The sequence below is a fragment of the Calidithermus chliarophilus DSM 9957 genome, from assembly GCF_000430045.1.
Taxonomy (GTDB): Bacteria; Deinococcota; Deinococci; order Deinococcales; family Thermaceae; genus Calidithermus; species Calidithermus chliarophilus.
This window is the reverse complement of record NZ_KE387027.1, coordinates 667,050-691,963: the sequence shown is the minus strand read 5'-3', so window position 1 is coordinate 691,963 and position 24,914 is coordinate 667,050. Positions and strand designations below refer to the sequence as shown.

General features: G+C 69.1%; 23 protein-coding genes. 18 read left to right on the top strand and 5 right to left on the bottom strand.

What is annotated here, in order from left to right; all coding sequences use genetic code 11:
• The first annotated feature begins 168 nt into the window (after positions 1-168).
• Positions 169-996, top strand: a complete 828-nt coding sequence (locus tag MEICH_RS0120385) for a DegV family protein (protein ID WP_027894135.1) — start codon at positions 169-171, stop codon at positions 994-996.
• Here the strand turns inward: MEICH_RS0120385 and MEICH_RS0120380 are convergent.
• Positions 993-1,925: a PLP-dependent cysteine synthase family protein gene (locus MEICH_RS0120380; protein WP_027894134.1), complete on the bottom strand. Its 933-nt coding sequence runs from the start codon at positions 1,923-1,925 to the stop codon at positions 993-995. The two genes, MEICH_RS0120385 and MEICH_RS0120380, sit on opposite strands and share 4 nt — an antisense overlap.
• A 33-nt stretch (positions 1,926-1,958) precedes the next feature.
• On the opposite strand from MEICH_RS0120380, the gene dtd reads away from it, so the two are divergent.
• The 6 genes from dtd to MEICH_RS0120350 all read left to right on the top strand — a co-directional run bounded on the left by dtd (position 1,959) and on the right by MEICH_RS0120350 (position 7,614).
• The gene (gene dtd, locus MEICH_RS0120375; RefSeq protein ID WP_027894133.1) at positions 1,959-2,423 is read left to right on the top strand and encodes a D-aminoacyl-tRNA deacylase; all 465 of its coding nucleotides are present in this window, start codon (positions 1,959-1,961) and stop codon (positions 2,421-2,423) included.
• A gap of 139 nt (positions 2,424-2,562) precedes the next feature.
• Positions 2,563-2,964 (top strand): response regulator, encoded by a 402-nt coding sequence (locus tag MEICH_RS26290; protein WP_051304385.1) that lies wholly within the window; start codon positions 2,563-2,565, stop codon positions 2,962-2,964.
• Between the two features lie 239 nt (positions 2,965-3,203).
• On the top strand, positions 3,204-4,343 hold the full coding sequence (locus MEICH_RS0120365) for an ROK family transcriptional regulator (protein ID WP_084542448.1): 1,140 nt from the start codon (positions 3,204-3,206) through the stop codon (positions 4,341-4,343).
• 35 nt (positions 4,344-4,378) lie between these two features.
• On the top strand, positions 4,379-5,614 hold the full coding sequence (locus MEICH_RS0120360; RefSeq protein ID WP_027894131.1) for an ABC transporter substrate-binding protein: 1,236 nt from the start codon (positions 4,379-4,381) through the stop codon (positions 5,612-5,614).
• A 66-nt stretch (positions 5,615-5,680) separates the two neighbouring features.
• On the top strand, positions 5,681-6,805 hold the full coding sequence (locus MEICH_RS0120355) for a carbohydrate ABC transporter permease (protein WP_027894130.1): 1,125 nt from the start codon (positions 5,681-5,683) through the stop codon (positions 6,803-6,805).
• Positions 6,802-7,614 carry a carbohydrate ABC transporter permease gene (locus MEICH_RS0120350; RefSeq protein WP_027894129.1) on the top strand — a complete coding sequence of 271 codons (813 nt, stop codon included), beginning with the start codon at positions 6,802-6,804 and terminating at the stop codon, positions 7,612-7,614. The genes MEICH_RS0120355 and MEICH_RS0120350 overlap by 4 nt, the downstream gene beginning before the upstream one ends.
• A 142-nt stretch (positions 7,615-7,756) precedes the next feature.
• Here the strand turns inward: MEICH_RS0120350 and MEICH_RS0120345 are convergent, their stop codons facing one another.
• Positions 7,757-8,296, bottom strand: a complete 540-nt coding sequence (locus tag MEICH_RS0120345; protein ID WP_027894128.1) for a GNAT family N-acetyltransferase — start codon at positions 8,294-8,296, stop codon at positions 7,757-7,759.
• A 78-nt stretch (positions 8,297-8,374) separates the two neighbouring features.
• On the opposite strand from MEICH_RS0120345, the gene MEICH_RS0120340 reads away from it, so the two are divergent.
• The 11 genes from MEICH_RS0120340 (at position 8,375) to galK (ending at position 21,316) form a co-directional block, all read left to right on the top strand.
• Positions 8,375-9,148, top strand: coding sequence for a DeoR/GlpR family DNA-binding transcription regulator (locus tag MEICH_RS0120340; RefSeq protein ID WP_027894127.1), 774 nt, complete (start codon positions 8,375-8,377; stop codon positions 9,146-9,148).
• Between the two features lie 372 nt (positions 9,149-9,520).
• Entirely contained in the window at positions 9,521-10,792 is a 1,272-nt protein-coding gene (locus MEICH_RS0120335; RefSeq protein WP_084542447.1) for an ABC transporter substrate-binding protein, read from the top strand.
• Between the two features lie 76 nt (positions 10,793-10,868).
• On the top strand, positions 10,869-11,720 hold the full coding sequence (locus tag MEICH_RS0120330) for a carbohydrate ABC transporter permease (protein ID WP_027894125.1): 852 nt from the start codon (positions 10,869-10,871) through the stop codon (positions 11,718-11,720).
• Positions 11,721-12,557, top strand: coding sequence for a carbohydrate ABC transporter permease (locus tag MEICH_RS0120325; RefSeq protein WP_027894124.1), 837 nt, complete (start codon positions 11,721-11,723; stop codon positions 12,555-12,557). It begins immediately after the preceding gene.
• Positions 12,558-12,692: 135 nt separating this feature from the next.
• Complete coding sequence (locus MEICH_RS0120320) at positions 12,693-14,633, top strand: beta-galactosidase (protein WP_027894123.1); 1,941 nt, start codon at positions 12,693-12,695, stop codon at positions 14,631-14,633.
• On the top strand, positions 14,630-15,439 hold the full coding sequence (locus MEICH_RS0120315) for a carbohydrate deacetylase (protein WP_245587722.1): 810 nt from the start codon (positions 14,630-14,632) through the stop codon (positions 15,437-15,439). Before MEICH_RS0120320 ends, MEICH_RS0120315 begins: the two co-directional genes overlap by 4 nt.
• The gene (locus MEICH_RS0120310; protein ID WP_245587721.1) at positions 15,421-16,728 is read left to right on the top strand and encodes an MFS transporter; all 1,308 of its coding nucleotides are present in this window, start codon (positions 15,421-15,423) and stop codon (positions 16,726-16,728) included. The genes MEICH_RS0120315 and MEICH_RS0120310 overlap by 19 nt, the downstream gene beginning before the upstream one ends.
• Positions 16,703-18,178, top strand: a complete 1,476-nt coding sequence (locus MEICH_RS0120305; RefSeq protein ID WP_027894120.1) for a glycoside hydrolase family 36 protein — start codon at positions 16,703-16,705, stop codon at positions 18,176-18,178. Before MEICH_RS0120310 ends, MEICH_RS0120305 begins: the two co-directional genes overlap by 26 nt.
• The gene (gene galT, locus MEICH_RS0120300; protein WP_027894119.1) at positions 18,171-19,211 is read left to right on the top strand and encodes a galactose-1-phosphate uridylyltransferase; all 1,041 of its coding nucleotides are present in this window, start codon (positions 18,171-18,173) and stop codon (positions 19,209-19,211) included. The genes MEICH_RS0120305 and galT overlap by 8 nt, the downstream gene beginning before the upstream one ends.
• Positions 19,208-20,203: a M24 family metallopeptidase gene (locus tag MEICH_RS0120295; protein ID WP_027894118.1), complete on the top strand. Its 996-nt coding sequence runs from the start codon at positions 19,208-19,210 to the stop codon at positions 20,201-20,203. The genes galT and MEICH_RS0120295 overlap by 4 nt, the downstream gene beginning before the upstream one ends.
• A gap of 69 nt (positions 20,204-20,272) precedes the next feature.
• Entirely contained in the window at positions 20,273-21,316 is a 1,044-nt protein-coding gene (galK, locus tag MEICH_RS0120290) for a galactokinase (protein WP_027894117.1), read from the top strand.
• 131 nt (positions 21,317-21,447) lie between these two features.
• Here the strand turns inward: galK and MEICH_RS0120285 are convergent, their stop codons facing one another.
• From MEICH_RS0120285 to MEICH_RS26285, 3 genes are all read right to left on the bottom strand, one after another.
• Entirely contained in the window at positions 21,448-22,425 is a 978-nt protein-coding gene (locus tag MEICH_RS0120285) for a deoxyhypusine synthase family protein (protein WP_027894116.1), read from the bottom strand.
• Positions 22,426-22,651: 226 nt separating this feature from the next.
• Entirely contained in the window at positions 22,652-23,875 is a 1,224-nt protein-coding gene (locus MEICH_RS0120280; protein WP_027894115.1) for an MFS transporter, read from the bottom strand.
• A gap of 486 nt (positions 23,876-24,361) precedes the next feature.
• A partial coding sequence (locus MEICH_RS26285; RefSeq protein WP_036219777.1) for an MOFRL family protein occupies positions 24,362-24,914 on the bottom strand: 553 nt, incomplete at its 5' end.

Sequence of the window (24,914 nt, the reverse complement as noted above, 5' to 3'; positions counted from 1 at the left end):
TGGTCGATGGTCGATAGCTGATGGCCGATAGCTGAGAGCCGAACGCCAGACGCCGGTGGATGTTATGCGTCATAAGCAACGGAAGATGAAGGCCCCAGGCCCTGGACGACTCCCGGTTATCGAGCATCGACTTTTTAGCCAGTGGCCCACTTCACGGCAGGAGGTCCTATGAAAACCGCCTTCGTCGCGGACTCGACCATCGGCCTGACCCCCGAGCAAGCGGAGGCCCAGGGGGTCTACCTCATCCCGCAGCAGGTGATCGTCGAGGGCAAGGCCTTCCGTGATCACGTCGAGATCCGGCTGGAGCAGGTGGTGCAGGCCCAGCTCGGCGGGAAGAAGGTGAGCACCAGCCAGCCCCTACCGCAGGACTACGAGGCGCTGTACGAGCGCCTGCTGGGCGCCTTCGACCGCATCGTGTCGGTGCACGTCTCCTCCAAGCTCTCGGGAACGGTCTCCACGGCCAAGGCGGTGGCCCAGCGCTTCGGCGAGCGCGTCAAGGTGCTCGACTCGCTCAGCGTCAACGGCGGGCTGCACTTCGTGCTCGAGGAGGCCCGGCGCAAGCTGGCGCAGGGGGTGCCGTGGGAGGGCCTCGAGGCCGCCGTGGCGCCCCTGCTCCCCAAGATCCGGGGGTACGTGCTGCCCGCCACCCTCACCTACCTGCACCGGGGCGGGCGCATCGGGGGCTTGCAGCACTTCGTGGGCAGCCTGCTGAAGATCCTGCCCATCCTCGAGGTCTACGGCGGCACCGTGCAGCCGCGCGAGCGGGTGCGCGGCTACCACAAGGGGCTCGAGCGCATGGCCGAGCTGCTGCACAAGGACTACCCCGGCGGGGCCCGGGTGATCCTGGCCCACTCGGAGAACCCCCAGGCCGTCGAGACCCTGCGCGGCCTCATCCGGCAGGAGGGCGTGGTGGTCGAGGGCGTGCGGGAGTGCGGCGCGGCGGTGGCGGCCCACACCGGCCCCGGAACCTCCGCGATCTTCGCCGGGCCGCGCTAGGCGTAGAGGTCGCCCGCCAGGTACTTCAGCCCGCTGTCGCACACCACCGTCGCCACGGTGTGGCCCTCGCCCAGCGCGGCGGCCAGGCGCAGGGCGCCCACCACGTTCAGCCCGCCCGAGGTCCCGGTGAAGATGCCCTCTTCCCGCGCCAGGCGGCGGGCCATGGCCCGGGCTTCCTGCTCGGCGATCCCCCAGGCCTCGTCGTACAGCGCCCGGTCGAGCAGCGGGGGCACGAACCCGACCCCGACGCCCTCGACGTGGTGGGCCCCGGCCTTCCCCGTGGAGATCACCGCGGAGGAGGCGGGCTCGAGGATCACCACCCTGGCCCGCTTCCCCGCCTCCTTCAGGGCCCTCGAGACCCCCATGGCCATCCCCGCCGTCCCCACCGCCGCGCAGAAGCCGTCGAGCGCCCCGCCGGTCTGCTCGAGCAGCTCGAGGCCGATCCGGCCGTAGCCTTTGAGGGAGTCGGCGTTGTTGAACTGGTCGGTGGCGTAGGTGCCGGGCTCCTGGGCCATCTCCCGGGCCTTCTCCATCATCCGGGGGATCAGGTCGGGGGTGATCCTCCCGCCCTGGCTGGGCACCAGCGTCAAATGGGCCCCGAAGGCCTCCATCGTCCGCAGCTTCTCCCGGGCGAAGGCGTCGGAGGAGACCACCCGGAAGGCGTAGCCCTTCACCGCGCAGACGAACGCCAGCGACGACCCCGTGGAGCCCCCGGTGTACTCCACCACGCTCATCCCCGGCCTGAGGTCGCCGCGCTTCTCGGCCTCCTCGATCATGGCGAGCGCCATGCGGTCCTTATAGGAGCCCGTGGGGTTGTAGTACTCGAGCTTGACCACCACCCGGGCGCTCCCCGCGGGGGGCACCTTGCCGAGCTCGACCACCGGGGTGTTGCCGATCGCCTCGAGCACACTGCCACGGACATCCGCCATAAGGCCTCCTGGGGTTGTAAGGTATCCCAGTATATGCGCGCGGTGGTGCAGCGGGTATCCGAGGCGAAGGTCGTGGTCGAGGGCCAGATCGTGGGCCAGATCGGCGCGGGGTTTTTGGTCCTGCTGGGGGTGCGGCGGGGGGACACGCTCGAGGACGCCGCCTACTTAGCCCGCAAGATCGCCGGGCTGCGGGTCTTCCCCGACGGGCAGGGCAAGATGAACCTGGGCCTGGCCGAGGCGGGGGGCGAGGTGCTGGCGGTGTCGCAGTTCACCCTCTACGCCGACACCCGCAAGGGCAACCGCCCCGGCTTCAGCGAGGCCGCCAGCCCCGACGAGGGCAAGCGGCTCTACGAGCGCTTCTGCGACCTGCTGGCCGAGCAGGGCCTGCACGTCGAGACCGGGGTGTTCCAGGCCGACATGAAGGTGCACCTGGTCAACGACGGGCCGGTGACCATCCTGCTGGACTCGAGCGAACGCCTGCGCCCCACGCGCGGCTAGCCGCCGGCCGGCCCTTCGCGGGGCCTCGAGCGAAGAAGCGGCGCCTTCGCGGATTTGAGCGATTTTTAAGCCCCGGCTGGTAAAGCATAGCGGGTGAAGGGGGCAGCCTATGGAAGGGCTCAGGCGGTACAGGATACTCGTGATCGACGACGACACCTCCACCCGTGCCTTCGTGGCTCGAGCCCTGACCCTCGCCGGCTACGAGGTCACGGCCGTCCCCGACGCCGGCGCGGCCTTCGCCCTCGTGTACAGCGCGGCCCCCGACCTGCTGCTGCTCGACTACAAGCTCATCGGCCAGGACGGCCTGACCCTGCTCGAGCGGATGCGCGAGGCGGGGGCCACCTCCCCCGCGCTGCTCTTCACCGCCGCCACCGACGACGCGATCGACGCGAGGGCGGCCGAGCAGGGCGTGCTGGGCGTGCTCCACAAGCCTGTGGGCCTGGACGACCTGCTGGCCGCCATAGCCATAGCCGTCCGGGGCGAGGTGCTGCCGCCCGGGTTCAGCTCTCCCAGCCTCGCGCCAGCCTCGGATCTGCCGTGAAAAGCACGCCTCCCCTAGCCTCCTGAGCCGGCGGCAGCCGCAGCTCCGGGGCCTGGGGGCCGTGCACCCCTTCCTCGTTCGCGCCTCGTTCCGGCAGCCCACTTGACAACGGGCGAGGGGCAGCCTTAGGCTCTGCTTGGTTCGTTCAGTCAACTTACTAAGTACCCAGGTCTTCGAGGTCTGCCGTGCCGCCGCATTCGCCTTTAGATCAACAAGCCATCAAACGGCAAAACCGCCGGTTGCTGCTGGAGTCCATCCGGCGGCGGGGGCCCTCGAGCCGGGCCGACCTGGCGCGCGAGCTGGGGCTGACCAAGAGCACCGTCTCGAGCCTGACCCAGGAGCTCATCGGCGAGGGGCTGCTCAGCGAGGGCAGCCCGCAGGCCTCGGCTTCGGGTACCGGGCGGCCGGGCATCCTGCTCGAGCTGCGCCCGCAGGGGGCGCTGGCGCTGGGGGTCGAGCTCGGGGTGAAGAACACCGTGGTGATCGTGCTCGACCTGGGCAGCCAGACCCAGCAGCTTTTGGAGTGGCCCGAAGCCTCCGACACGCCCCTCGCCCAGCGCCTCGAGCGCATCGCGGGGCAGATCCGGCAGCACGTCCCCGGGCGTGAGCGCCTGCTGGGCCTGGGCCTCACGGTGCCCGGGGTGGTGCGCGACGACCAGACCCTCGTGTACGCCCCCGGCCCCGGCTGGCGCAACGCCGCGCCCGCCGAGCAGCTCGAGGCCCTGCTGGGCCTGCCGGTGGTCGTGCAGAACGACGCCAACGCCTCGGCGCTGGGCGAGGCCTTCTGGGGCGAGAGCCACAGCCCCCTGGCCTACGTGATGCTGGGCACCGGGCTGGGCATCGGGCTGGTGGTGGACGGGCAGGTCTACCGCGGGCACTTCGGGGCGGCTGGGGAGCTGGGGCACTGGAAGGAGGGCAGCGACCGGCCGTGCAGTTGCGGGCGGTGGGGCTGCCTCGAGACCGAGCTCTCGCTGCGCGCGCTCGAGCAGCACTTCCAGGCCCTGAGCCGGCGCACGGAGGACTTCTGGGGCATCTTGGGGCTCGCGGGGCAGGGCTACGGCCCGGCCCTGGAGGCCCTGGAGGCCCTGGGCGGCCAGCTCGGGCGGCTCGTCGCCAACCTGGCCGTCACCTTCGACCCCGCCGTGGTGGTGCTGGGCGGGGCCGGGGCCGAGGCCTGGCAGTGGCTCGAGGCCCCCACCCGCCGGCGGCTGAGCGAACTGGCTTTCATCCCCGAGCACGCCTGCTTGCCCATCCGGCCCAGCGCGTTCGGGCACCTGGCTCCGGCTATGGGCGCTGCCGCCCTCGTGCTGCAGCGCTTCTTAGCTAATGGGGGCGTCCGGGAAGGGAACCCGCCAATCTCCCCCCGGGCCCTAGGCTGAACCGATTGGCGAAGGCACGTTTTGAGGAGGAGCATATGCGCAAGTGGCTACTGGCTTTAGCAGCAACCGCATTGACGTCGGTATCGCTGGCTCAGGGGAAGCTCGAGATCTTCTCCTGGTGGGCCGGGGACGAGGGGCCCGCCTTGCAGGCCCTGCTCGACCTGTATAAGAAGAAGTACCCCAACGTGGAGGTGGTCAACGCCACCGTGACCGGCGGCTCGGGCGTCAACGCGCGCGCGGTGCTCAAGACCCGCATGCTCGGCGGCGATCCGCCCGACAGCTTCCAGGTGCACGCCGGGCAGGAGCTCATCGGCACCTGGGTGGTCGCGGGGCGTATGGAAGACCTCAGCAGCCTCTACAAGAGCGAGGGCTGGCTAACTAAGTTCCCCAAGGGCCTCATCGACCTGCTCTCCTACAACGGCGGCATCTGGAGCGTGCCCGTGAACATCCACCGCTCCAACGTCATGTGGTACAACCCCGCCAAGCTGCGCGAGTGGGGCGTACAGCCGCCCAAGACCTGGGCCGAGTTCCTCACCACCTGCGCCACGCTGAAGGGTAAGGGCGTGGAGGCCCCGCTGGCGCTGGGCGAGGCCTGGACCCAGCAGCACCTGTGGGAGTCGGTGGCCCTGGGCGTGCTCGGCCCCGACAGCTACGCCAACCTCTGGAACGGCAAGCTCAAGTTCAACGACCCCAAGGCCGTCGCGGTGTGGGACACCTTCGGCAAGGTGCTCGACTGCGCCAACAAGGACGCCTCGGGCCTCTCCTGGCAGCAGGCCACCGACCGCGTGGTGCAGGGCCAGTCGGCCTTCAACATCATGGGCGACTGGGCCGCGGGCTACATGGTGACGACCCTCAAGCTCAAGCCCGGCGAGGGCTTCGGCTGGGCCCCCTCCCCCAGCACCAGCGGCACCTTCATGATGCTCTCCGACTCCTTCGGGCTGCCCAAGGGCGTGAAGAACCGCACCCAGGTGCTCAACTGGCTCAAGCTGCTGGGCTCGAAGGAAGGCCAGGACGCCTTCAACCCGCTCAAAGGCTCCATCGCCGCCCGCACCGACTCCGACCTCTCGAAGTACAACGCCTACCTGCAGTCGGCGGCGCGCGACTGGAAGAGCAACAAGATCGTGGGCTCGCTGGTCCACGGCGCCGTGGCCCCCGAGTCCTTCAGCAGCCAGTGGGGCACCGTGATGGAGATCTACCTCAGCTCCAAGAACGCCAGGGCTGCCGCCAACGCCGCGCAGGCCATCGCCGACCAGGTGCGCCTGGGCCGGTAAACACCGTACACCCCACCCCCCTCTCCCCTCGCCGGGGAGAGGGGACGGGGGCGGGAGAGGCAAGAAATGAAGTGGTTGCGTAACCTGGACAGCCTGGTGGCCGTGCTCACCCTTTTGCCCTCGGTGATTTTGCTGGCCATTTTCGTGTACGGCTTTATCGGCCAAACCATCCAGACCTCCCTGACCAACTGGGGCAAGGACCCGGCGCAGGCGCTCGCCATCAACCCGGTGCTCCAGTTCGTGGGTTTTGAGAACTACAAAGAGCTCTTCAGCGGCTTCATCCACGGGCGTTTCCGCCAGGACCTGGTCAACAACATCTTCTTCACGGTCTTCTTCGTGGGGGGCTGCCTGCTGGTGGGCCTGTCGCTGGCGATCATCCTCGACCGCAGCCCCAAGGGCGAGGGCTTTTTCCGCACCATCTTCCTTTTCCCCATGTCGCTTTCCTTCGTGGTGACGGGCACCATCTGGCGCTGGATGCTGCAACCGGCGGGGGGCGTCAACCAGTTGCCCTCCACCGTAGGCCTGCCGGAAGGGCAGTTCGCCTGGCTCACCAGCCGCCAGCAGGTGCTGCAGTTCGACTGGAACCACCTGCCCCTCTTCACCGCCTGGCTCATCGGCCTAATCCTGCTGTGGATCGGGGTGGCGGCGCTGCGGGGCGGGGAGGCGCGGCGGGGCTGGATCGCGCTGGGGAGCGCCGCCTTGCTCATCGGGTGGGCGGTGTTCATCGGGCCTAGGGTGCAGCTCCTGCCCTTCCCCGAGATTCACGGCTTCAACCTGGCCTTCATCGGCATCATCGTCGCGGCGGTGTGGCAGATGTCGGGCTACACCATGGCGCTGTACCTGGCCGGGCTGCGCGGGGTGCCCGAAGAGTTGCGCGAGGCGGCGCGGGTGGACGGGGCCAGCGAGGTGCAGCTCTACCGCCGCATCATCTTCCCCATGCTCGCGCCCATCACCCTCTCGGCCATGATCATCCTGGGCCACATCTCGCTGAAGATCTTCGACCTGATCTGGGCCATGACCGGCGTGGACAACGCCCCCACCGAGGTCCCGGCGCTGCTGATGTACGTCACCACCTTCCGCTCGAACAAGATCGCCGACGGGGCGGCCATCGCCACCATCCTGCTGCTGCTGGTGGCGCTGGTGATCGTGCCCTACCTCTACAGCCAGTTGCGCGGGGAGGTGCGGCGATGATCTGGCGCGTGGTGCAGTACGGCATCCTGGCCCTGGCGACGCTGTTCTTCCTGCTGCCGGTGTACCTGGTGGTGGTGACCGCGCTCAAGGAGCCGGCGGCGATCACCCTCGAGAGCACCTGGCAACTGCCCCGCCTGTGGTATTGGGAGAGCTTCGCGCAGGCCTGGAACGCCTTCTTGCCCAAGCTGCAGAACAGCTTCGTCCTGACCCTCGTGGGCACGCTGCTCTCGGCGATCCTGGGCTCGATCAACGGCTACGTGCTCTCCAAGTGGCGCTTCCCCGGCGCCAACGTCATCTTCCCCCTCATGCTCTTCGGCATGTTCATCCCCTACCAGGCCGTGCTGATCCCGCTGTTCCAGTTCATCCGCGAGATCGGGCTGGGCGGCAGCCTGTGGGGCCTGATCCTGGTGCACGTGGTCTACGGCCTGCCCATCACCACCCTGATCTTCCGCAACTACTACGCCGAAATCCCCGACGAGCTCGTCGAGGCCAGCCGCATCGACGGCGCGGGCTTCTGGGGCATCTACCGCAACGTGATCTTCCCGCTGTCGGTCCCCGGCTTCGTGGTGGTGATCATCTGGCAGTTCACTCAGATCTGGAACGAGTTCCTCTTCGCCGTGACGCTGGTCAGCAGCCCCGCCAACCAGCCCATCACCGTGGCCCTGGCCCAGCTCGCCGGCGGCGAGGCCGTGAAGTGGAACCTCCCGATGGCCGGAGCCCTGCTGGCCGCCCTCCCCACGCTCCTGGTCTACATCTTCCTGGGGCGCTACTTCATCCGGGGTCTGCTGGCAGGCTCGGTGAAGGGGTAGCGGTCAGCCGTCAGCCGTCAGCTATCAGCCGTCAGCGGTAAGCGGAGGGCGGAAGGCTCGTGGTAAACCGCCGTCAAGGACCGAGGGCCAGGGCGTCTTGCGTTTGGCGTCTTGCGTTTGGCGTACGACGTACGACCCTTAACTACCTCGAGCCCGGCCAGGGCCCCGGAGGCTGGTCAGGCAGTTCTTTAGGCGCGGTTTCCTGGCGGTAGAGCTTGAAGCCCCGCGCCTCGTAGTTGGCCAGCGCATAGGGGCCATCCAGGGTGCAGGTGTTGACCGTGACCCGCCGCACACCCAGTTCCCAGGCCCGCTCGAGGCAGCGCGTGAGCAGCACCCCGCCGATGCCCAGGCCCACGAAGCGCGGCAACAGGCCGAAGTAGGCGACGTTGATGGCCTCGCCCTGCCGCTCGAGCTCACAGTAGCCCGCCGGGGTGTCCTGGAAGTAGGCCACCCAGGTCTCGAGCTCGGGCCGCTCCACCCACTGCCGCCACTGCTCGTAGGTCCAGCCCAGGCGGTCGACCCAGTACCAGTCCCCGCCCACGGCGGTGTAGAAGAAGCGGTTAAGTTCGGGCAGGGGGATCTTGGCCTGGCGGATCTCGAGCCCCTCGACCGCGGCGCTCGAGGGCCGCAATTCGGCGGGCGAGAGCATCTGGAGGTAGTAGGTGGTCACGTCCACGACCATAGGCACGGTTATACCGGAAAAGCGCGCGCCGGTGGGCGCGGCTTGGCAAAGTTGTACAAACTTTCGTATGCTTTCGCTATGCCCTCTCTGGAAGCCACGCTGCGCCACCGGGAGATCCTGGACATCCTGCGCAGGGACGGCCAGGTGCGCGTGAGCGACCTCGCCTCGCACTTCAACGTCTCCTCCGTCACCATCCGCACCGACCTCGAGCACCTCGAGGGCGGCGGCCTGCTGCGGCGCACGCGGGGCGGCGCGGTGCCCTCGGAGAGCAAGCGCTTCGAGCTGCCGCTCGAGGCCAGCCGCCAGGTGCACGCCCGCGAGAAGGAGCGCATCGGGCAGTACGCCGCCGGGCTCATCCGGGACGGCGAGACCGTCATCCTCGACGTCGGCAGCACCACCACCGAGCTCGCCAAGGCCCTGCCGCAGGGGCTGCGCAACGTGGTGGTGGTGACCAGCGCGCTCAACATCGCGCTCATGCTCGAGTCGCACCCCGGCGTCACCGTGATCGTCACAGGGGGGACGCTGCGGCCCCAGCAGCACTCCCTCGTCAACCCCTACGGCACACTGCTGCTGCAGGAGATCAACGCCGACAAGGCTTTCATCGGCTGCAACGGGGTCCACCCCGAGCGCGGCCTCACCAACACCAACCTGCAGGAGGCCGAGATCAAGCGGGCCATGATGCGCTCGGCGCGCGAGTCCATCCTCCTCGCCGACCACTCCAAGGTGATGCAGGTCGCCGCGGCCCGGATCGGCCCTTTGCAGTCGGCGCGGCTGCTGGTGACCAGCCGCAAGGCCCGGGCCGAGGACCTCGAGCAGCTCCGCGCGGCGGGGCTCGAGGTGGTCGCCGTTTAACCGGCCCCAGGGTGATCCCAGATTCGGTCAGTTCGTCACCATTCGGCGGCTCCGCCCCGCCTTGGCGGGGCGGCCGACCGAAGTTATCCGCGTAGCGGAGGGCGATACCGCCCCTTGGAAGGGATACGCTTGCTTCGCCGACCGTCACCTCGAGGGGGCGCGAGAACGCCGTTTCGCGAGCCCGCCGAGGTACCACTTAGTACGTCTCGAAAACTTTCGAAGGTGTTGACAAGCTAACGCAAGCTAGGTAGACTCCGCCTGAACCCCAAGCCGCCCATTAACCGACGCGTTTCGCTGACTGGGTCGGGCTTGTGCGTGGTTCAACCAGGGTGCCCGCGAGGGGCATTGTTCGGATTCCGGGAGGAGAGTTTTATGGTCAAACGGCTGATGACCCTAGGGATGGTTGCCGCGAGCCTGGGCATGGCTCAGGGCAACATCAGTGGCGAGATTACGGTGTGGTCGTGGGACATCGCGGCCAAGGCGCTCCAGGCTACGGTGCCCAGCTTCAACAAGCAGTACCCCAACGTCAAGGTCAACATCGTCGACCTGGGCAACCAGCAGGTCTACGACAAGGGCCTCTCGGGCTGTGCAGCCGGCGGGACCGACCTGCCCGACGTGTACTCGGTGGAGAACAACGAGGCCGAGGTGTTCTGGGCCCGCTTCCCGAACTGCTTCACCGACCTCAACACCCTCGCCCCCAGCGCCAACGCCTTCAAGGGCAACTTCCCGGCCTTCAAGTGGACCGAGCTCCAGGTGGGCAACAAGACCTACGCCATGCCCTGGGACTCCGGCCCCGTGATGATGTTCTACCGCCGCGACCTCTACCAGAAAGCCGGCGTCAACCCCGACTCCATCGAGACCTGGGACGACTACATCGCAGCCGGCAAGAAGATCGTCGCCGCGACCGGCGCCAAGGTGGGCGTCATCGCCAACGGCACCGACGACGAGTGGTTCCGCATGCTCGCCAACCAGAACGGCTGCTTCTACTTCTCCAACGACGCCAAGAGCGTGACCGTCAACAAGCCCGGCTGCGTGACCGCGCTCGAGACCGTCAAGAAGCTCATCGACTCGGGCGTGGTGATGCAGGGCGGCTGGAACGAGCAGATCCAGGCCTTCAAGGCCGGCAAGGTGGCTACCAGCATGTTCGGCGGCTGGTACGAGGGCACCATCCGCTCCAACGCGCCCGAGCTCGAGGGCAAGTGGGGCGTCTTCCGCATGCCCGCCGCCAAGAAGGGCGGGGTGCGCGCGGCCAACCTGGGCGGCTCGGCCCTGGCCCTGCCCGCCTCCTCCAAGAACAAGGCCGCCGCCTGGGCCTTCATCCGCCACGCGCTCGCCACCACCGAGGGCCAGGTGACCATGCTCAAGGAGTACGGCCTCGTGCCCTCCTACCTGCCCGCCCTCAAGGACCCCTACGTCAACGCCGCGAGCAAGTACTGGGGCGGCCAGACCGTCTGGAAGACCATCCTCGACACCCTGGGCGACGTGCCCCAGGCCCGCGGCACCCAGTACTTCCAGGAAGCCCGCCAGATCGTGGTCAAGGCCCAGGCCGACTACGTGGCCGGCCGGGTCAAGAGCGCCAAGGAAGCCCTGGACAACGCCGCCAAGCAGATCTCGTCCGCGACCGGGTTGCCCGTCGCCAAGTAGGCCTCGAGCGGGAGGGGTGGGGGGTTTGCCCCACCCCTCTTTCTAAAGCCCCCACCCCGTCCCCTGTGGAGGAGCTGTGCGGAGGAACCTGACCCCCTATACCTTTCTGCTCCCCTACCTGCTCATCTTCGGCGTTTTCTGGGCCTGGCCCATCCTCTATTCGATCTACCTGTCCTTTCTCGACACGCGCTCCTTCCCCTGGGCGTGGAACCCCGGGGTCAACTGGGGGCGCATTTTTCAAGACGCCACCTTTCAAGACGCCCTTCGCAACACCTTTTTGATCCTGCTCATCCAGGTGCCGCTGATGCTGGCCCTCGCCACCGCGCTGGCCGTGGCCCTCAACTCGCAACTGCTCAAATTCAGACCCCTCTTCCGCTTCGCCTTCTTCGCCCCGGTGGTGGTGGGCGCGGTGGCCTACTCCGCCGTGTTCCGCCTGATCTTCAACACCGACTTCGGCGCGGTCAACTCGGGCCTGAAGGCGCTGGGGCTGGGCCCGGTGGACTGGCTGTACGCGCCGGGCCCGGCCATGACCGTCATCATCCTGGTGGTCACCTGGCGCTGGACTGGCTACAACGCCATCATCATCCTGGCGGGCCTGCAGAGCATCCCCAAGGACATCTACGAGGCCGCCGCCATCGACGGGGCGACCCCCTGGCAGCAGTTCTTGCGGATCACGCTGCCGGGCATCCGGCCGGTGCTGCTGTTCTGCTTCGTGCTCTCGATCATCGGCACGCTGCAGCTCTTCACCGAGCCCTTCCTCATCACCAACTCCGGCCCCGGCACCGCCACCATGACGCTGGGCACCTACCTCTACCAGCAGGGCTTCCGCAGCTTCAACTTCGGCTACGCCTCCGCCATCGCCTACACGGTGGCGCTGTTGGCGGCGGTGTTCTCGCTGATGCAGCTCCGCTTCTTCGGGAGGGACTGAATGCGCCGCCAGCAGTTCATCCGCTCGATCTGGCTGCACGTGTTTTTGGTGCCCCTGGCCCTGCTGTGGCTCGCCCCGCTGTGGCTGATGTTCGTCTTCTCGACGCTGCCGGAGCGGGACATCTTCAGCACCCCCACCCCCCTCCTGCCGGGCGGCGACTTCTTCACCAACCTGCAAAACCTCAACGCCGACACCAACTTCTCGCGCACCCTGCTCAACAGCATCGCCGTCTCGCTCATCTACACGGTGCTCTCGGTGCTGCTGACCAGCCTGGCGGGCTACGCCTTCGCCCGCTTCCGCTTCTGGGGGAGCACCGCGCTGTTCACCATCGTCATCGCCACCCTCACCATCCCCTACTTCGTGGTGGTGATCCCGCAGTACATCCTCATCGCGCGGGAGTTCAAGATCACCAACACCTACTGGGCGGTGGTGCTGCCCGCCTTGGCCAACAGCCTGGGGGTGTTCTACATGCGCCAAAGCTTCCTCAGCCTGCCCAGCAGCCTGCTCGAGGCCGCCCGCATCGACGGGGCCGGGGAGTGGCGCATCTTCTTCCAGATCGCCCTGCCGCTGGTGCGCCCGGCCATGGCCGCGCTCTCCCTCATCCTCTTCCTCACCGCCTGGAACGACTACCTCTGGCCCTTGCTGGTGCTCTCCCCCGACAACAAGGCCGCCCTCACCGCCCCGGTGGCGCTGGGCTCGCTGATCGGGCTCACGCGGGTGAGCTGGGGCGGGATCATGGTGGGCGCGGTGCTGATGACGGTGCCCTTCCTGATCCTCTTCATCTTCCTGCAGCGGCAGTTCATCGCGGGGATCGCGGCGGGGGGGGTGAAGGACTGACATGGGGTCGCCGGAGGCGAAAAATGCCGGTAGCCGATGGCCGATGGCGGCCCAGCGCCCAACACCCCTGAGTTCCCGCTTTCGCCCGGATTTCAGCCCTTATGAACTTCGTCGAGACCTACCTGTGAGGACCGGATGCTAGGCGTGTGCTACTACCCCGAACACTGGCCCCGCGAGCGCTGGGCCGAGGACGCCCGGAGGATGCGGGAGCTGGGCCTGACCTACGTGCGCGTCGGCGAGTTTGGCTGGAGCCGCGTCGAGCCCCGTGAGGGGCACCTCGAGTTCGAGTGGCTCGACGACGCCATCGAGACCCTGGGCCGCGAGGGGCTCAAGGTGGTGCTGGGCACCCCCACCCCCACCCCGCCCAAGTGGCTCGTCGACAAGCACCCCGACGTCCTGGCTTACGACGTCCAGGGCCGGGTGCGCAAGTTCGGCTCGAGGCGGCACTACACCTTCTCCAGCCGAAGCTACCTCGAGCACTCCCGCCGCATCGCCACCCTCTTCGCCCGGCGCTACGGCACCCACCCCCACGTGGCGGGCTGGCAGGTCGATAACGAGTACGGCTGCCACGACACCACCCGCAGCTACGGCCCCGAAGACCTGCGGGCGTTTAGGGAGTGGCTGAGGGCCCGCTACGGCGACGTCGGCGCGCTCAACGCGGCCTGGGGCAACGTCTTCTGGAGCATGGAGTACCAGAGCTTCGAAGAGGTCGAGCTGCCCAACCTCACCGTCACCGAGGCCAACCCCTCCCACTGGCTCGACTTCTACCGCTTCTCCTCCGACCAGGTCGCGGCCTACAACCGCGCGCAGGTCGAGATCCTGCGCGCGCACTCGCCGGGGCGCTTCATCGCCCACAACTTCATGGGCTACACCCCCGACTTCGACCACTTCAAGCTGGCCGAAGACCTCGACGTCGCGAGCTGGGACAGCTACCCGCTGGGCTTCACCGACATGGACGTGCTGCCGGTGAGCCAGCAGGACAAGGTGCGCTACGCCCGCACCGGCCACCCCGACATGGCCGCCTTCCACCACGACCTCTACCGCGGCGTCAAGGGGCGCTGGTGGGTGATGGAGCAGCAGCCGGGGCCGGTCAACTGGGCGGCCCACAACCCCTCGCCCGCCCCCGGCATGGTGCGGCTTTGGACCTGGGAGGCCTTTGCCCACGGGGCCGAGGTGGTGAGCTACTTCCGCTGGCGGCAGTTCCCCCAGGCCCAGGAGCAGTTCCACGCCGGGCTCAACCGCCCCGACTTCCAGCCCGACGTGGGCTACTTCGAGGCCGAGCGGGTGGCCCGGGAGCTGGGGACGCTCGAGCTGCCCCCCACCCACCCAGCCCCCGTGGCCCTGGTCTTCGACTACGAGGCCGACTGGCTCTACCGCGCCCAGCCCCAGGGCCAGGAGTTCAACTACCGCGACCTGGCCTGGACCTTCTACCAGGCGCTGCGCTCGCTCGGCCTGGACGTGGACTTCGTGAGGCCGGGGGGGAGCCTCGAGGGCTACCGCCTGGTGGTGGTGCCCAGCACGCCCATCGTGCGGGAGGAAATGCTGGAGGCCCTGCGCTCCGCCCAGGCCGCCGTCGTGCTCGGGCCGCGCACGGGCTCCAAGACCGAATTCCTGGGCATCCCCCCCGAGCTGCCCCCGGGGCCGCTGCAAGCGCTGCTGCCCGTCAAGGTGGTGCGGGTCGAGTCGCTGCGGCCGGGCGTGGACTTCGAGGTCGAGTGGGAGGGGGGGCGCTACCGCTCGTCCGTCTGGCGCGAGTGGGTCGAGACGGCGCTCGAGCCGATAGGCAATTTTGCTGATGGCAAGGGCGCGATTTTCCAGAACAATAACCTCCGCTACCTGGCCTTCTGGCCCACCCGGGAGTTCCTCGTCGCCTACCTGGGACGCCTGGCCGGCAGCCTGGGCCTCCGCGCTCACCCCCTGCCCGAGGGCCTGCGCCTGCGGCAGCGCGGTGATCTCACCTTCGCCTTCAACTACGCACCCCACCCCCAGGCTGTTCCCGCTCCCGAAGGCGCCGAGTTCGTCCTGGGCGGGCCTACCGTAGATGCCTACGGGGTCAGTGCGTGGAGGCGCACGTGAACGAACTGTGGATCAAGCTGGGACTCCAGGGCAAGCGGGCCCTGATCGTACACCACGACGACCTGGGGCTGAGCCGCGCCCAGAACCGGGCCTACCGCGAGCTGGGCTTCCCCACCGGCTCGGTGATGATGATGGGCTGCTGCGTGGGCGAGGTGTCGGGCCCCGACCTGGGGGTGCACCTGACGCTCACCAGCGGCCAGGACTCCATGCGCTTGCACCCCCTGAGCCCGGGCTCGAGCCTGCGCAACCCCCAGGGCCTGTTCTGGCGCACCCTCGAGGACGCCTGGCCGCGCCTGGTGGCGGCCGAGGTCGAGGCCGAGCTGCGCGCGCAGATCGAGGCGGCCCTGCGGGCCTTCGACGTGACCCACCTCGACTCGCACATGGGCGCGCTGCTGCGCCCCGACCTGGCCGAGATCTACGTGCGGCTGGCCGAGGAGCACCGGCTGCCCGCGCTCATCCCGGGCAACCTCGACGACGTCCGCCTGCCCCCCGACTTCCTCGCCGCCCTGCAGGCCCTGCGCGAGCGCTCGGCCCTGCCGCAGGTGACGGTGGTGGACGGCTACGGCGTTCCCCCCCAGCAGCGGCGGGAGTGGTACTTGCAGGCGCTGTCGGGCCTGGGCGCCGGGGTCTACCAGCTCATCCACCACGCCGCCTGTGCCGACGCCGAGGGGCAGTCCCTGGGCGACTGGCAGGGCCGCAAGGCCGACCTCGAGGCCCTCAAGGACCCCGAGGTGCGGCGGGTGATCGGCGAGTTCGAGCTCCTGACCTGGCGGGAGGTACGGGAAGTATGGAGAGGAGCGGTATGAGCACTCGAGGCACGCCCCTGACCTACGGCATCGGGATGCTGGGCCTGACCTTCCCCGGGCAGGCCTTCGGGCTGTACCTGTGGTACTTCTACACCGACTTCCTGGGGCTCGCGGCCGCGCTGCTGGCGCTGGCGCGCACGGTCTACTCGGTCTGGGACGCCTTCAACGACCCCTTCTTCGCCTACTGGTCCGACCGCACCAAAAGCCGCCTGGGCCGGCGCCGCCCCTGGCTGATGGCGGGGCTGCCGCTGTACATGCTGATGCTGGTGGTGGTCTTCTCCCCGCCCGAGGCGATCCGCGAGAGCGGGCTGCTGTTTTACTACTTCCTCGTCGGCATCCTGCTCTTCGAGACGGCGGCGGCCATGACCTGGACCAACTACTCCGCCCTCTTCCCCGAGCTCTTCCGCAGCCCCGACGCCCGGGCCAGGGCCAGCGCGGTCAAGCAGGCTTTTCAGGTGGTGGGGCTGCTGCTGGCGGTGGTGCTGGTGCCCCTGCTCAAGGACCAGTTGGGCTTCACCGGCATGGCGGTGGTCTGCGCGGCGGTGGGGATCTTGCTGGTGAGCTTCACCATCGCCAGCACCCGCGAGGACCCCCAGGCCCAGGCCCCCGAGCCCCTGGGGCTGGTCGAGGCCTTCCGCATCACCCTCAGCAACCGCCCCTTCTGGGTCTTCGCCGCCGCCGGGAGCCTGATCAGCCTGGTGCTGGGCCTGCTGCAGGCCGGGATCCCCTTCTACGTCAAGTACGCCCTGGGCCTGCCCGACAGCCAGGCCTCGCTGCTGCTGGGGCCGGTGTTCATCCTCTCGCTGCCGCTGGTGGCGGTGTGGGCGCGGGTGGCGCTGTGGCGCGGCATCAAGCCCGCGTGGATCCTGGCGATCACGTTGTTCGCCTCGGCCAGCCTGCTCTTCGCCCTGCCCCTCAACCTCTACGGCGCCATCGCCATCGGCTGCCTCCTCGCCGTGGGCTACAGCGGGGTGAGCGTGCTGGGCGAGATCGTGCTGGCCGAGATCATCGACCGCGACGCCGACGCCACCCAGCGGCGCCGCGAGGCCATCTACTACAGCGTCTACGGCTTCATCACCCGCATCTCGGGGGTGCTGCTGGGGCTGTGCTTCGCCCTGCTGGGCCCGCTGTTCGGCTACTACAGTGGCGCCAACCCCGGCACCCAGGCGGGCGAGGCCTTCCGCTTCTTCATGGGCGTGATCCCCTTCGTGGCCCTGACGCTGGCCGCGCTGGTGGCGCGCCACTTCCCCTGGGAGGTGAAACGTGCGACTGATCTTCGCCGGACTTGAACTCGAGATCCAGGCCGAGTCCAGCCAGGCGGCCGGGACGGGCTACCTGCTGCACGGGGGCACCGTGCAGCTCAACCAGCCCGAGGCCCCCGCCCGCTTCTACCGCCACGGCTGGCAGAGCTGGAGCCTGGCGACGTGGCTCGAGCTCGAGCCCCCGCCCGTCCCCATGCAGCCCCCTGAGCGGCGCCCCCAGGCCGACGACCCGGTCTACGCCCTCTCCCCCCGCCACGGCGGCAGCGCCCTGGGCGCGGTGGAGACCCCCGACGGCAAGGTGCTGCTGCTGGGCGCCCTGGCCCCGGGCGGCCGGGTCGAGGCCCACGGGCGGGCCCTGCGCGGCTTCTACGAGAGCGGGGCGGGCGACTGGTACGTGGCCCACGGCGACGAAGCCACGGTCTTCGCGCACTACGCCCAGGTGCTCGCCGAGCGGCTGGGCCAGCGCGGGCAGAGCCCCGCGCCCCGGGTCTGGTGCAGTTGGTACAGCTACTACACCGGCGTCAGCGAGACGGTGGTCCAGGAGGTGCTCGAGGGCCTGCAGGGGCTGCCCTTCGAGGTCGTGCAGCTCGACGACGGCTGGCAGCAGGACATGGGCGACTGGGAGCCCAACGCCAAGTTCCCCTCCGGCATGCCCTCGCTGGCGGTGCGCATCCGCGAGGCGGGCTACGCCCCGGGCTTGTGGATGGCCCCTTTCATCGTGCGGCCGAGCTCGAGGCTCTACCGCGAGCACCCCGACTGGCTGCTGCACGACGCCCAGGGCGAGCTGGTGCCCGCCGGGTTCAACTGGGGCAGCCCCTACTACGCCCTCGACACCACCCACCCGCTGGTGCAGGCCTGGCTGCGCGGGGTGATCCAGCGGGCGGTGAGCTGGGGCTACCGCTACCTCAAGCTCGACTTCCTTTACGCCGCCGCGCTCCCCGGCGTGCGCCACGAGAACATCCCCCGCGAGCAGGCCTACCGCGAGGCGCTGCGGACGGTGCGCGAGGCGGCGGGCGAAGACGTGTACATCCTGGCCTGCGGCGCGCCCATCCTGCCCTCGCTGGGGCTGGTGGACGGCCTGCGCATCGGCCCCGACGTGGCCCCGCTGTGGCGCAACGAGGACCGCGAAGACTACCTGCACGACCTCACCGGGCCCGGCGGCCTCAACGCGCTGCGCACCTCGCTGCACCGGCTGTGGCTGCGCCCGCTGGTGCAGACCGACCCCGACGTGGCCTACTTCCGCACCCGCTACAACCTGCTCAGCCCGCCCCAGCGCCAGGTGCTCCAAGACCTCGCCAAGGTCGCCGGCTTCCTCGCCACCTCCGACCCGCCCCAGTGGCTCGACCCCGACGAGCGGGCGGCGATGGAGCGCTGGCTGCGGGAGGAGGTGCCGGTGACCCAGACCGGCCCCTACCGCTACCGCCTGGGCGAGCGCGAGGTGGACTTCGGCGAGTGGCTCGGAGGTCGCGATGCATAAACGGGTCTACCAGAAGAAGGACGGCCGCTACATCTACCTCTACGGCCATCAGCCCCACACCCTGCCCCCGCTCGAGGAGGGCGAGGCCACCGGGGCCCCCAGCTCCCACGCCCGCTGGCACCCCCTGCGCCAGGAGTGGGTGGTCTACGCCGCCCACCGCCAGGGGCGGGTGTTCCTGCCGCCCAAGGAGTACGACCCCCTGGCCCCCAGCAAGCCCGGCGGCTTCCCCACCGACATCCCCTTCGAGGACTTCGAGATCGCCGTGCTGCAAAACCGCTGGCCCTCGCTCTCCCCCCGCGCCGGGACCCCGCCCGATGGCCTGCCCGTGCCCACCCGCGAGGCCAACGGCGACTGTGAGGTGGTGGTCTTCACCCCCGAGCTCACCGGCAGCCTCGCCACCCTCGGCCAGGCCCAGCGCGAGCTGCTGCTGCGGGTGTGGACCGACCGCTACACCGACCTGCTGGCCCGCGAGGAGATCGTCTTCGTGATGCCCTTCGAGAACCGGGGCGTGGAGGTGGGCGTGACCATCCACCACCCCCACGGCCAGATCTACGCCTACCCCTGGGTGCCGCCCATCCTGCAGAAGGAGGTCGAGGCCTTCCGCCAGCGCCCGGTGCTGCTCGAGCTGCTCCCCGAGCTCGGCCCCTACACCGTGCAGGAGGACGAGCACACCCTCTGCGTGGTGCCCCCCTTCGCCCGCTACCCCTACGAGGTCTGGGTCTTCCCCAAGCGCTTCCACCCCGGCCCCTGGACCTTCTCCGACGCCGAAGTCTCGAGCTTCGCCCAGCAGCTCGGCCAGATGGTGGCCCGCTACGACAAGCTCTTCGACCGGCCCTTCCCCTACATCATGGTCCTGCACGCCGCCCCCAAGGGCGAGGAGGAGCGCTTCCACTTCCACGTGGAGTTCTACCCGCCCCTGCGCAGCCGCGACAAGCTCAAGTACCTCGCCGGGACCGAGATCGGCTCGGGCACCTTCGCCATGGACGCCCTGCCCGAGAACACCGCCCGCGAGCTGCGCGAGGTGCGCCTATGAACGAGGCGGCCCTGCGGCGGCTGCGCGACTGGATGGACCAGAGGGGCCTGGAGCGCCTTTTCGTGCAGCAGCCCGAGAACTTCGCCTGGCTCACCGGGGGCGACAACACCGTGGTCACGCTGCGCGGGGTGGGCTGGCTCGAGGTCTCCGACACGCTGCGCCTGCACACCAGCCGCATCGAGGCCGCCCGCATGGCCGAGGAGGAGACCTTGGGGCTCGAGGTGCTCTCCTACCCCTGGCACGCCCCCTTCGACCCCCCCGGCCCCACCGACCTGCAGCACGACCTCACCCCGCTGCGCGTGGCGCTCTCGCAGGGCGAGCAGGACCGCGCGCGGGCGCTGGGCCGCGACCTGGCCGCCGCGCTGGGCGAGGCCATGCGCTTCGCCGACGGCGGCTGGAGCGAGTGGGACCTGGCCGGGGCCCTCGCCGAGGAACTCTGGACCCGGGGCATCCAGCCGGTGGTGCTGCTGGTCGCGGGCGAGGAGCGCGTCTTCAAGTACCGCCACCCCCTGCCCAAGAACCGCCCGCTGGGGCGCTTGTTCATGGGCGTGGTCTGCGGGCGCCGCCACGGCCTGATCCTGAGCGCGACCCGCCTGCGCAGCTTCGGCCACCCCGAGGCCCGCGCCCTGGGGGCCCAGGTGGTGCAGGTCGAGGCGGCGGCGCTGGGGGCCTCCCGCCCCGGCGCGACGCTGGGCCAGGTGGCCCAGGCCGTGCGCGAGGCCTACGCCGGGATCGGGCGCGCCGAGGAGTTCGAGAACCACCACCAGGGCGGCGTCGCGGGCTACCGGCCCCGCGAGTTCCTGGCCCTGCCCGGCAGCGAGGTGCGCCTCGAGCCCGGCATGCTCCTGGCCTACAACCCCAGCCTCCCCGGCGCCAAGGTCGAGGACACCTTCCTCCTCACCCCCACCGGCCTCGAGAACCTCACCCCCGACCCCGAGTGGCCCACGGCCGAGTTCGCCGGGCGGCTGCGGCCTTTGGTGATGGAAGGGTAAGTGTTACTGCCGATGGTCAATGGTCGATAGTCGATAGCCACCTGCAATACGCCTCCTTCGGAGAAGCTCATGTTCAAGGATTACTTCGGCAGCGAACCCCAGGTGCGCGCCCAGGCCCCCGGGAGGGTCAACCTGCTGGGCGAGCACACCGACTACAACGACGGCTTCGTCTTCCCCACCCCGCTCGTCTACCAGACCCAGGTCGAGGCCAGCCCCTCCGAGCGCGTCGAGGCCTACGCCGAGCGCTTCGGCGAGTTCAGGAGCCGCGAGCTCGGCGAGGGCGCGCAGGGCGACTGGCTCGACTACGTGGCGGGCTGCGTCTGGGCGCTGCGGCAGGCCGGGCTCGAGGTGGGGGGGCTCAGGGCCTACGTCACCAGCCAGGTGCCCGCGGTGGGCGGGCTGTCGAGCTCGGCGGCGCTCGAGGTCGCCGTCATCCGCGCCCTGCGCGAGCTCTACCGCCTCCCCCTCGACGACGTGCAGGTCGCGCTGCTGGCGCAAAAAGCCGAGGTGGAGTACGTGGGCGTGCGCTGCGGGATCATGGACCAGATGGCCTCCTCCGCGGGCCGCCCGGGCCAGGCCCTCTTCCTCGACACGCGCAGCCTCGAGTCCGACCTCGTCCCCCTCCCCGAGGGCTACCGCGTGGTCGTGCTCGACTCCGGCGTTCCCCGCCGCCTGGCCGAGAGCGGCTACAACACCCGCCGCGCCGAGTGCGAGGAGGCCGCCCGCCTGCTGGGCGTGAAGGCCCTGCGCGACGTGGGCCTGCAAGACCTCCCCGAAGTCGAGGCCCTGCCCGAGCCCGTCAACCGCCGGGCCCGGCACGTCGTCACCGAGAACGCGCGGGTGCTCGAGGGCATCGAAGCCCTGCGCCGGGGCGACGTGCAGCGCTTCGGCGAGCTGATGTACGCCTCCCACGCCAGCCTGCGCGACGACTACGAGGTCTCCATCCCCGAACTCGACGAGCTCGTGGAGGTCGCCCGCAAACACGGGGCCATCGGCGCCCGGCTCACCGGCGCGGGCTTCGGCGGTGCCGCCGTCGCCCTGATCAAGGCCGAGGACTTCGAACGCTTCAAAAGCGACGTGCTGAAGGACTACCCCAAGGCACAGGTGTTTTAGAGGACCAGGGCGCACCACAGTGCGCCCCTACGGGAGTGCCGATAGCCGATAGCTACCGGCGTTTTGCGTTTTGCGTTTAGCGTTTTGCCCCTGGCGTTCGGCGTTGGACGTTCGACGTTCCGCAGTCCTTCTCAGCAATCCAGCACGACGGCGAAAACCAGCGGCGCCACGATGGACGCGTCCGACTCGATGATGTACTTAGGCGTGTCCACGGCCAGCTTGCCCCAGGTGATCTTCTCGTTGGGCACGGCGCCGGAGTAGGAGCCGTAGCTGGTGGTGGAGTCGGAGATCTGGCAGAAGTAGCCCCACACCGGGATGTCGGGGCGGCGCATGTCCTGGTGCAGCATGGGCACCACGCAGATGGGGAAGTCGCCCGCGATCCCGCCGCCGATCTGGAAGAAGCCGATGGAGTGGCTCTTGGAGGTCTCCACGTACCAGTCGGCCAGCACCATCATGTACTCGATGCCGCCTCTAACGGTGTGCACGTTCTTGATCTCGCCCGCGAGGCAGTGGCCGGCGTACATGTTGCCGGTGGTGCTGTCCTCCCAGCCGGGGACGAAGATGGGCAGGTTCTTCTCGGCGGCCGCGACCACCCAGGAGTCCTTGGGGTCGATCTGGTAGTACTGCTCGAGCTTCCCCGAACGGATGATGCGGTACAGGAACTCGTGGGGGAAGTAGCGCTCGCCCGCCTTGTCGGCGGCGGTCCACTCGTCGATGAGGGCGCCCTCGAGCCGCCGCATGGCCTCCATCTCGGGGATGCAGGTGTCGGTGACGCGGTTCATGTGGCGCTCGAGCAGGTCCTGCTCGTCCTGGGGGGTGAGGTCGCGCCAGTGGGGCACGCGCTCGTAGTGGTCGTGGGCGACGAGGTTGAAGAGGTCTTCCTCGAGGTTGGCCCCGGTGCAGGAGATGGCCTGCACCTTGTCCCGGCGGATCATCTCGGCCAGGGAGATGCCCAGCTCGGCGGTGCTCATGGCCCCCGCCAGGGTGATCATCATGGCCCCGCCGTTGTCGAGGTGGCGCTTGTAGCCCTCGGCGGCGTCCACGAGGGCGGCGGCGTTGAAGTGGCGGAAGTGGTGCTTGATGAACTGGCTCACTGCTCCACGAGACATGAAATCCTCCTTCGGCTCGAGGTCTCAGCTTGCACCCGCATTGTGCGTGGAGAATGAGATCGTCTCAGGCGAAGCTCCCGCACGGCCCAAGCTGAGGTTCAGCTCGCGGGGTGGGCGAACGCTGTGGGCTCCCCCCTTCGGCTTCAGGCCTAGCGCCCCTGCCCGCGTGGGCATCAGTGTGAAAGTGTACCGGAAGCGCCGGGGAATTCAACCCACGAAAGTGCCCCTACCGCACGCCCCGGACCCGGGAAATGAACACCGTCCCCAACACGAAAAAAGTCACGGCGACGGCGAAAAGGACGGGGTAGCCCCCGTTGGGGTTCGCCCGGTTGCCAGCGTCGAGGATCTGGCCGAACACCCCCTGAAAAAGCTGGGGGAACACCAGGGCCACGTGCCACACGCCCATGTCCCGGGCGTGCTTCGACGCGTCGGGCAGGACCGAGGTCGCCATGGCCCAGTCCACGCTCACGTAGGCCCCGTAGCCCAGGCCGAAGACGAGGGCCGCCAGCGCGGCCACGGCGAAGTTCTGGGTCAGGGCGAAGCCCAGCGCGGCCACCCCCATCACCGCCCCAGCGAAGTAGATCACCGGCTTCTTGCCGACCCGGTCGGAGTAGGGCCCGCTGGTGATCGCGGTAAGGGCCGCCGTGAGCGAGAGCAGCACCAGCAAGGCCGCCAGGGCCAGGTCGGCCGAGGGCAGGACGACGGGCCCGATCCGGAACTGCTGAACCACGTCCTTGAGGTAGAACAGCAAAAAAGGCTGGATAGCATAACGCCCCGACTCCACCAGGGCGCGCGTGAGGAACACCCAGCGGAACCCGGCGTACTGCGGCCGGAAGAACACCCGCAGGTCGAGCGGCTCGGCGTCGCGCTTGACCCGGGGCTCGCGCACGCTGCGCAGGGTGATGAAGGTGCAGACGATGAGCACCAGGATGATCGCGAGGTACTGCCCCTCGCGGCTGCCCCCCAGCGCGAAGGCCGCCACCCCGCCGGCGATCTGGCTCGAGAGCTGGAAGAAGCCCATCACCCCGCTGGCCGCCCCTTTCTCGTGCGCGGGCACCAGGTCGGGGATCAGCGCGGCATACGGGGCCGAAGCCACCGAGTTGCCCAGTTGCACCAGGACATACCCCCCCGCATACACCCAGTAGTCGGGCGCGAAGAACATCACCCCCAGCCCCAGCACGTTGATCGCCGTGCCCCACACCATGAAGGGCAACCGCTTCCCCAGCCGGTCCGACCAGATACCCAGAAAAGGCGGCAACAGCAACGGGATGAGGGCCAGAGTCCCGGCCAACCACCCCAGGTAGGTGCCCTGCTGCTCCTGGCCCACGAAACGCAACACGTCGGCGGGCATCAGCAGGGGCAGCAACAAGAACCAGTGAAAGGAAAAACCGAACCAGTAGGCCGAGAATCCGAAGTAGCGCGCGACGCCAGCCGGGCGGGTTTGCTGCATGGTTGGGGCGAGTATATCAGTGTCGGTGTACGCCGATAGTCGATAGTCGATGGTCGATAGCCCATAGCTGATAGCCGATAGCTGAACGCCCTATTGGGATAAATCATCCACTGGGGTTGTGCCCGGCCTGTAAGCCAACTACAGCCCCACTTCCCCGTGGACGGGCGCTCGGTGGTCGCTGCCGTGCCCCAGTCGTGACTATGCGGCTCACGGGGGAGGGGGTGGGCGGGGTGGCGCAGACGAGCATGCCGCCGGGTCAAGGTGCGGCCCGCACCCCCGCGTACGCGGGCACTGAGGCCCGGCGGCATGCCCGCGAGTCCCTCGGGGGCCGCCAGGGGGAGCAGGTTTCCGGCGTATGCCGGATCGCGTACTGCGATGCCCTCGCCACGTGGAATGGCCTCCCCCTCGCTCCCCCGACGGCGGAGCGGGGGACACCAAACCAAAGCACCCCACACCGGTCCCCACTCCCACCATCCGGGAAGAGCGTCACTCGACAACAATCGCCCGGTAGTCGTTGAGGTTGTTCTGGGTGGGGCCGGTGATCACCAAGCCGTCGTGGGCTTTGAAAAAGCCGTAGGCGTCGTTGTTGGCGAGGTGCTGTTTGGCCTCGAGGCGCGAACCGCTACCCCCCGTATCGAGCCGCTCCTCGCTCAGCGAACCGGGGTGAATTACCGCCCCCGCCGCCTCGGTGTTCCCGTCGATGCCGTCGGAGTCGCAGGCCATGCCCCACACCCCGCGCTCGCCCAGGAAGTAGGCCAGCCACAGCAAAAACTCCTGGTTACGTCCCCCTTTGCCCGTACCCCTGACCGTCACCCCGGCCTCACCCCCCGAGAGCAACACCACCGGCGGCGCGACCGGCCGGCGGGTCTCGCGGATGCTCTGCACCATCGCCGCGTGGAAGCGGGCCAGCTCGCGGGCCTCGCCCACGAAGCGGTCGGAGAGGACCAGCACGCGGTAGCCCTGCCCCTCCCAGTAGCTTTTGGCGGCCCCCAACAGGTGCCGCGCCGCCCCGATGAGCCGGTTCTCCACCCGCCCGAAC

Coding starts and splice junctions, on each gene's coding strand:
- MEICH_RS0120385 (WP_027894135.1), top strand. CDS start 169: ATGAAAACCGCCTTCGTCGCGGACTCGACCATCGGCCTGACCCCCGAG.
- MEICH_RS0120380 (WP_027894134.1), bottom strand. CDS start 1,925: ATGGCGGATGTCCGTGGCAGTGTGCTCGAGGCGATCGGCAACACCCCG.
- dtd (WP_027894133.1), top strand. CDS start 1,959: ATGCGCGCGGTGGTGCAGCGGGTATCCGAGGCGAAGGTCGTGGTCGAG.
- MEICH_RS0120360 (WP_027894131.1), top strand. CDS start 4,379: ATGCGCAAGTGGCTACTGGCTTTAGCAGCAACCGCATTGACGTCGGTA.
- MEICH_RS0120355 (WP_027894130.1), top strand. CDS start 5,681: ATGAAGTGGTTGCGTAACCTGGACAGCCTGGTGGCCGTGCTCACCCTT.
- MEICH_RS0120350 (WP_027894129.1), top strand. CDS start 6,802: ATGATCTGGCGCGTGGTGCAGTACGGCATCCTGGCCCTGGCGACGCTG.
- MEICH_RS0120345 (WP_027894128.1), bottom strand. CDS start 8,296: ATGGTCGTGGACGTGACCACCTACTACCTCCAGATGCTCTCGCCCGCC.
- MEICH_RS0120340 (WP_027894127.1), top strand. CDS start 8,375: ATGCCCTCTCTGGAAGCCACGCTGCGCCACCGGGAGATCCTGGACATC.
- MEICH_RS0120335 (WP_084542447.1), top strand. CDS start 9,521: ATGGTCAAACGGCTGATGACCCTAGGGATGGTTGCCGCGAGCCTGGGC.
- MEICH_RS0120325 (WP_027894124.1), top strand. CDS start 11,721: ATGCGCCGCCAGCAGTTCATCCGCTCGATCTGGCTGCACGTGTTTTTG.
- MEICH_RS0120320 (WP_027894123.1), top strand. CDS start 12,693: ATGCTAGGCGTGTGCTACTACCCCGAACACTGGCCCCGCGAGCGCTGG.
- MEICH_RS0120310 (WP_245587721.1), top strand. CDS start 15,421: ATGGAGAGGAGCGGTATGAGCACTCGAGGCACGCCCCTGACCTACGGC.
- galT (WP_027894119.1), top strand. CDS start 18,171: ATGCATAAACGGGTCTACCAGAAGAAGGACGGCCGCTACATCTACCTC.
- MEICH_RS0120295 (WP_027894118.1), top strand. CDS start 19,208: ATGAACGAGGCGGCCCTGCGGCGGCTGCGCGACTGGATGGACCAGAGG.
- galK (WP_027894117.1), top strand. CDS start 20,273: ATGTTCAAGGATTACTTCGGCAGCGAACCCCAGGTGCGCGCCCAGGCC.
- MEICH_RS0120285 (WP_027894116.1), bottom strand. CDS start 22,425: ATGTCTCGTGGAGCAGTGAGCCAGTTCATCAAGCACCACTTCCGCCAC.
- MEICH_RS0120280 (WP_027894115.1), bottom strand. CDS start 23,875: ATGCAGCAAACCCGCCCGGCTGGCGTCGCGCGCTACTTCGGATTCTCG.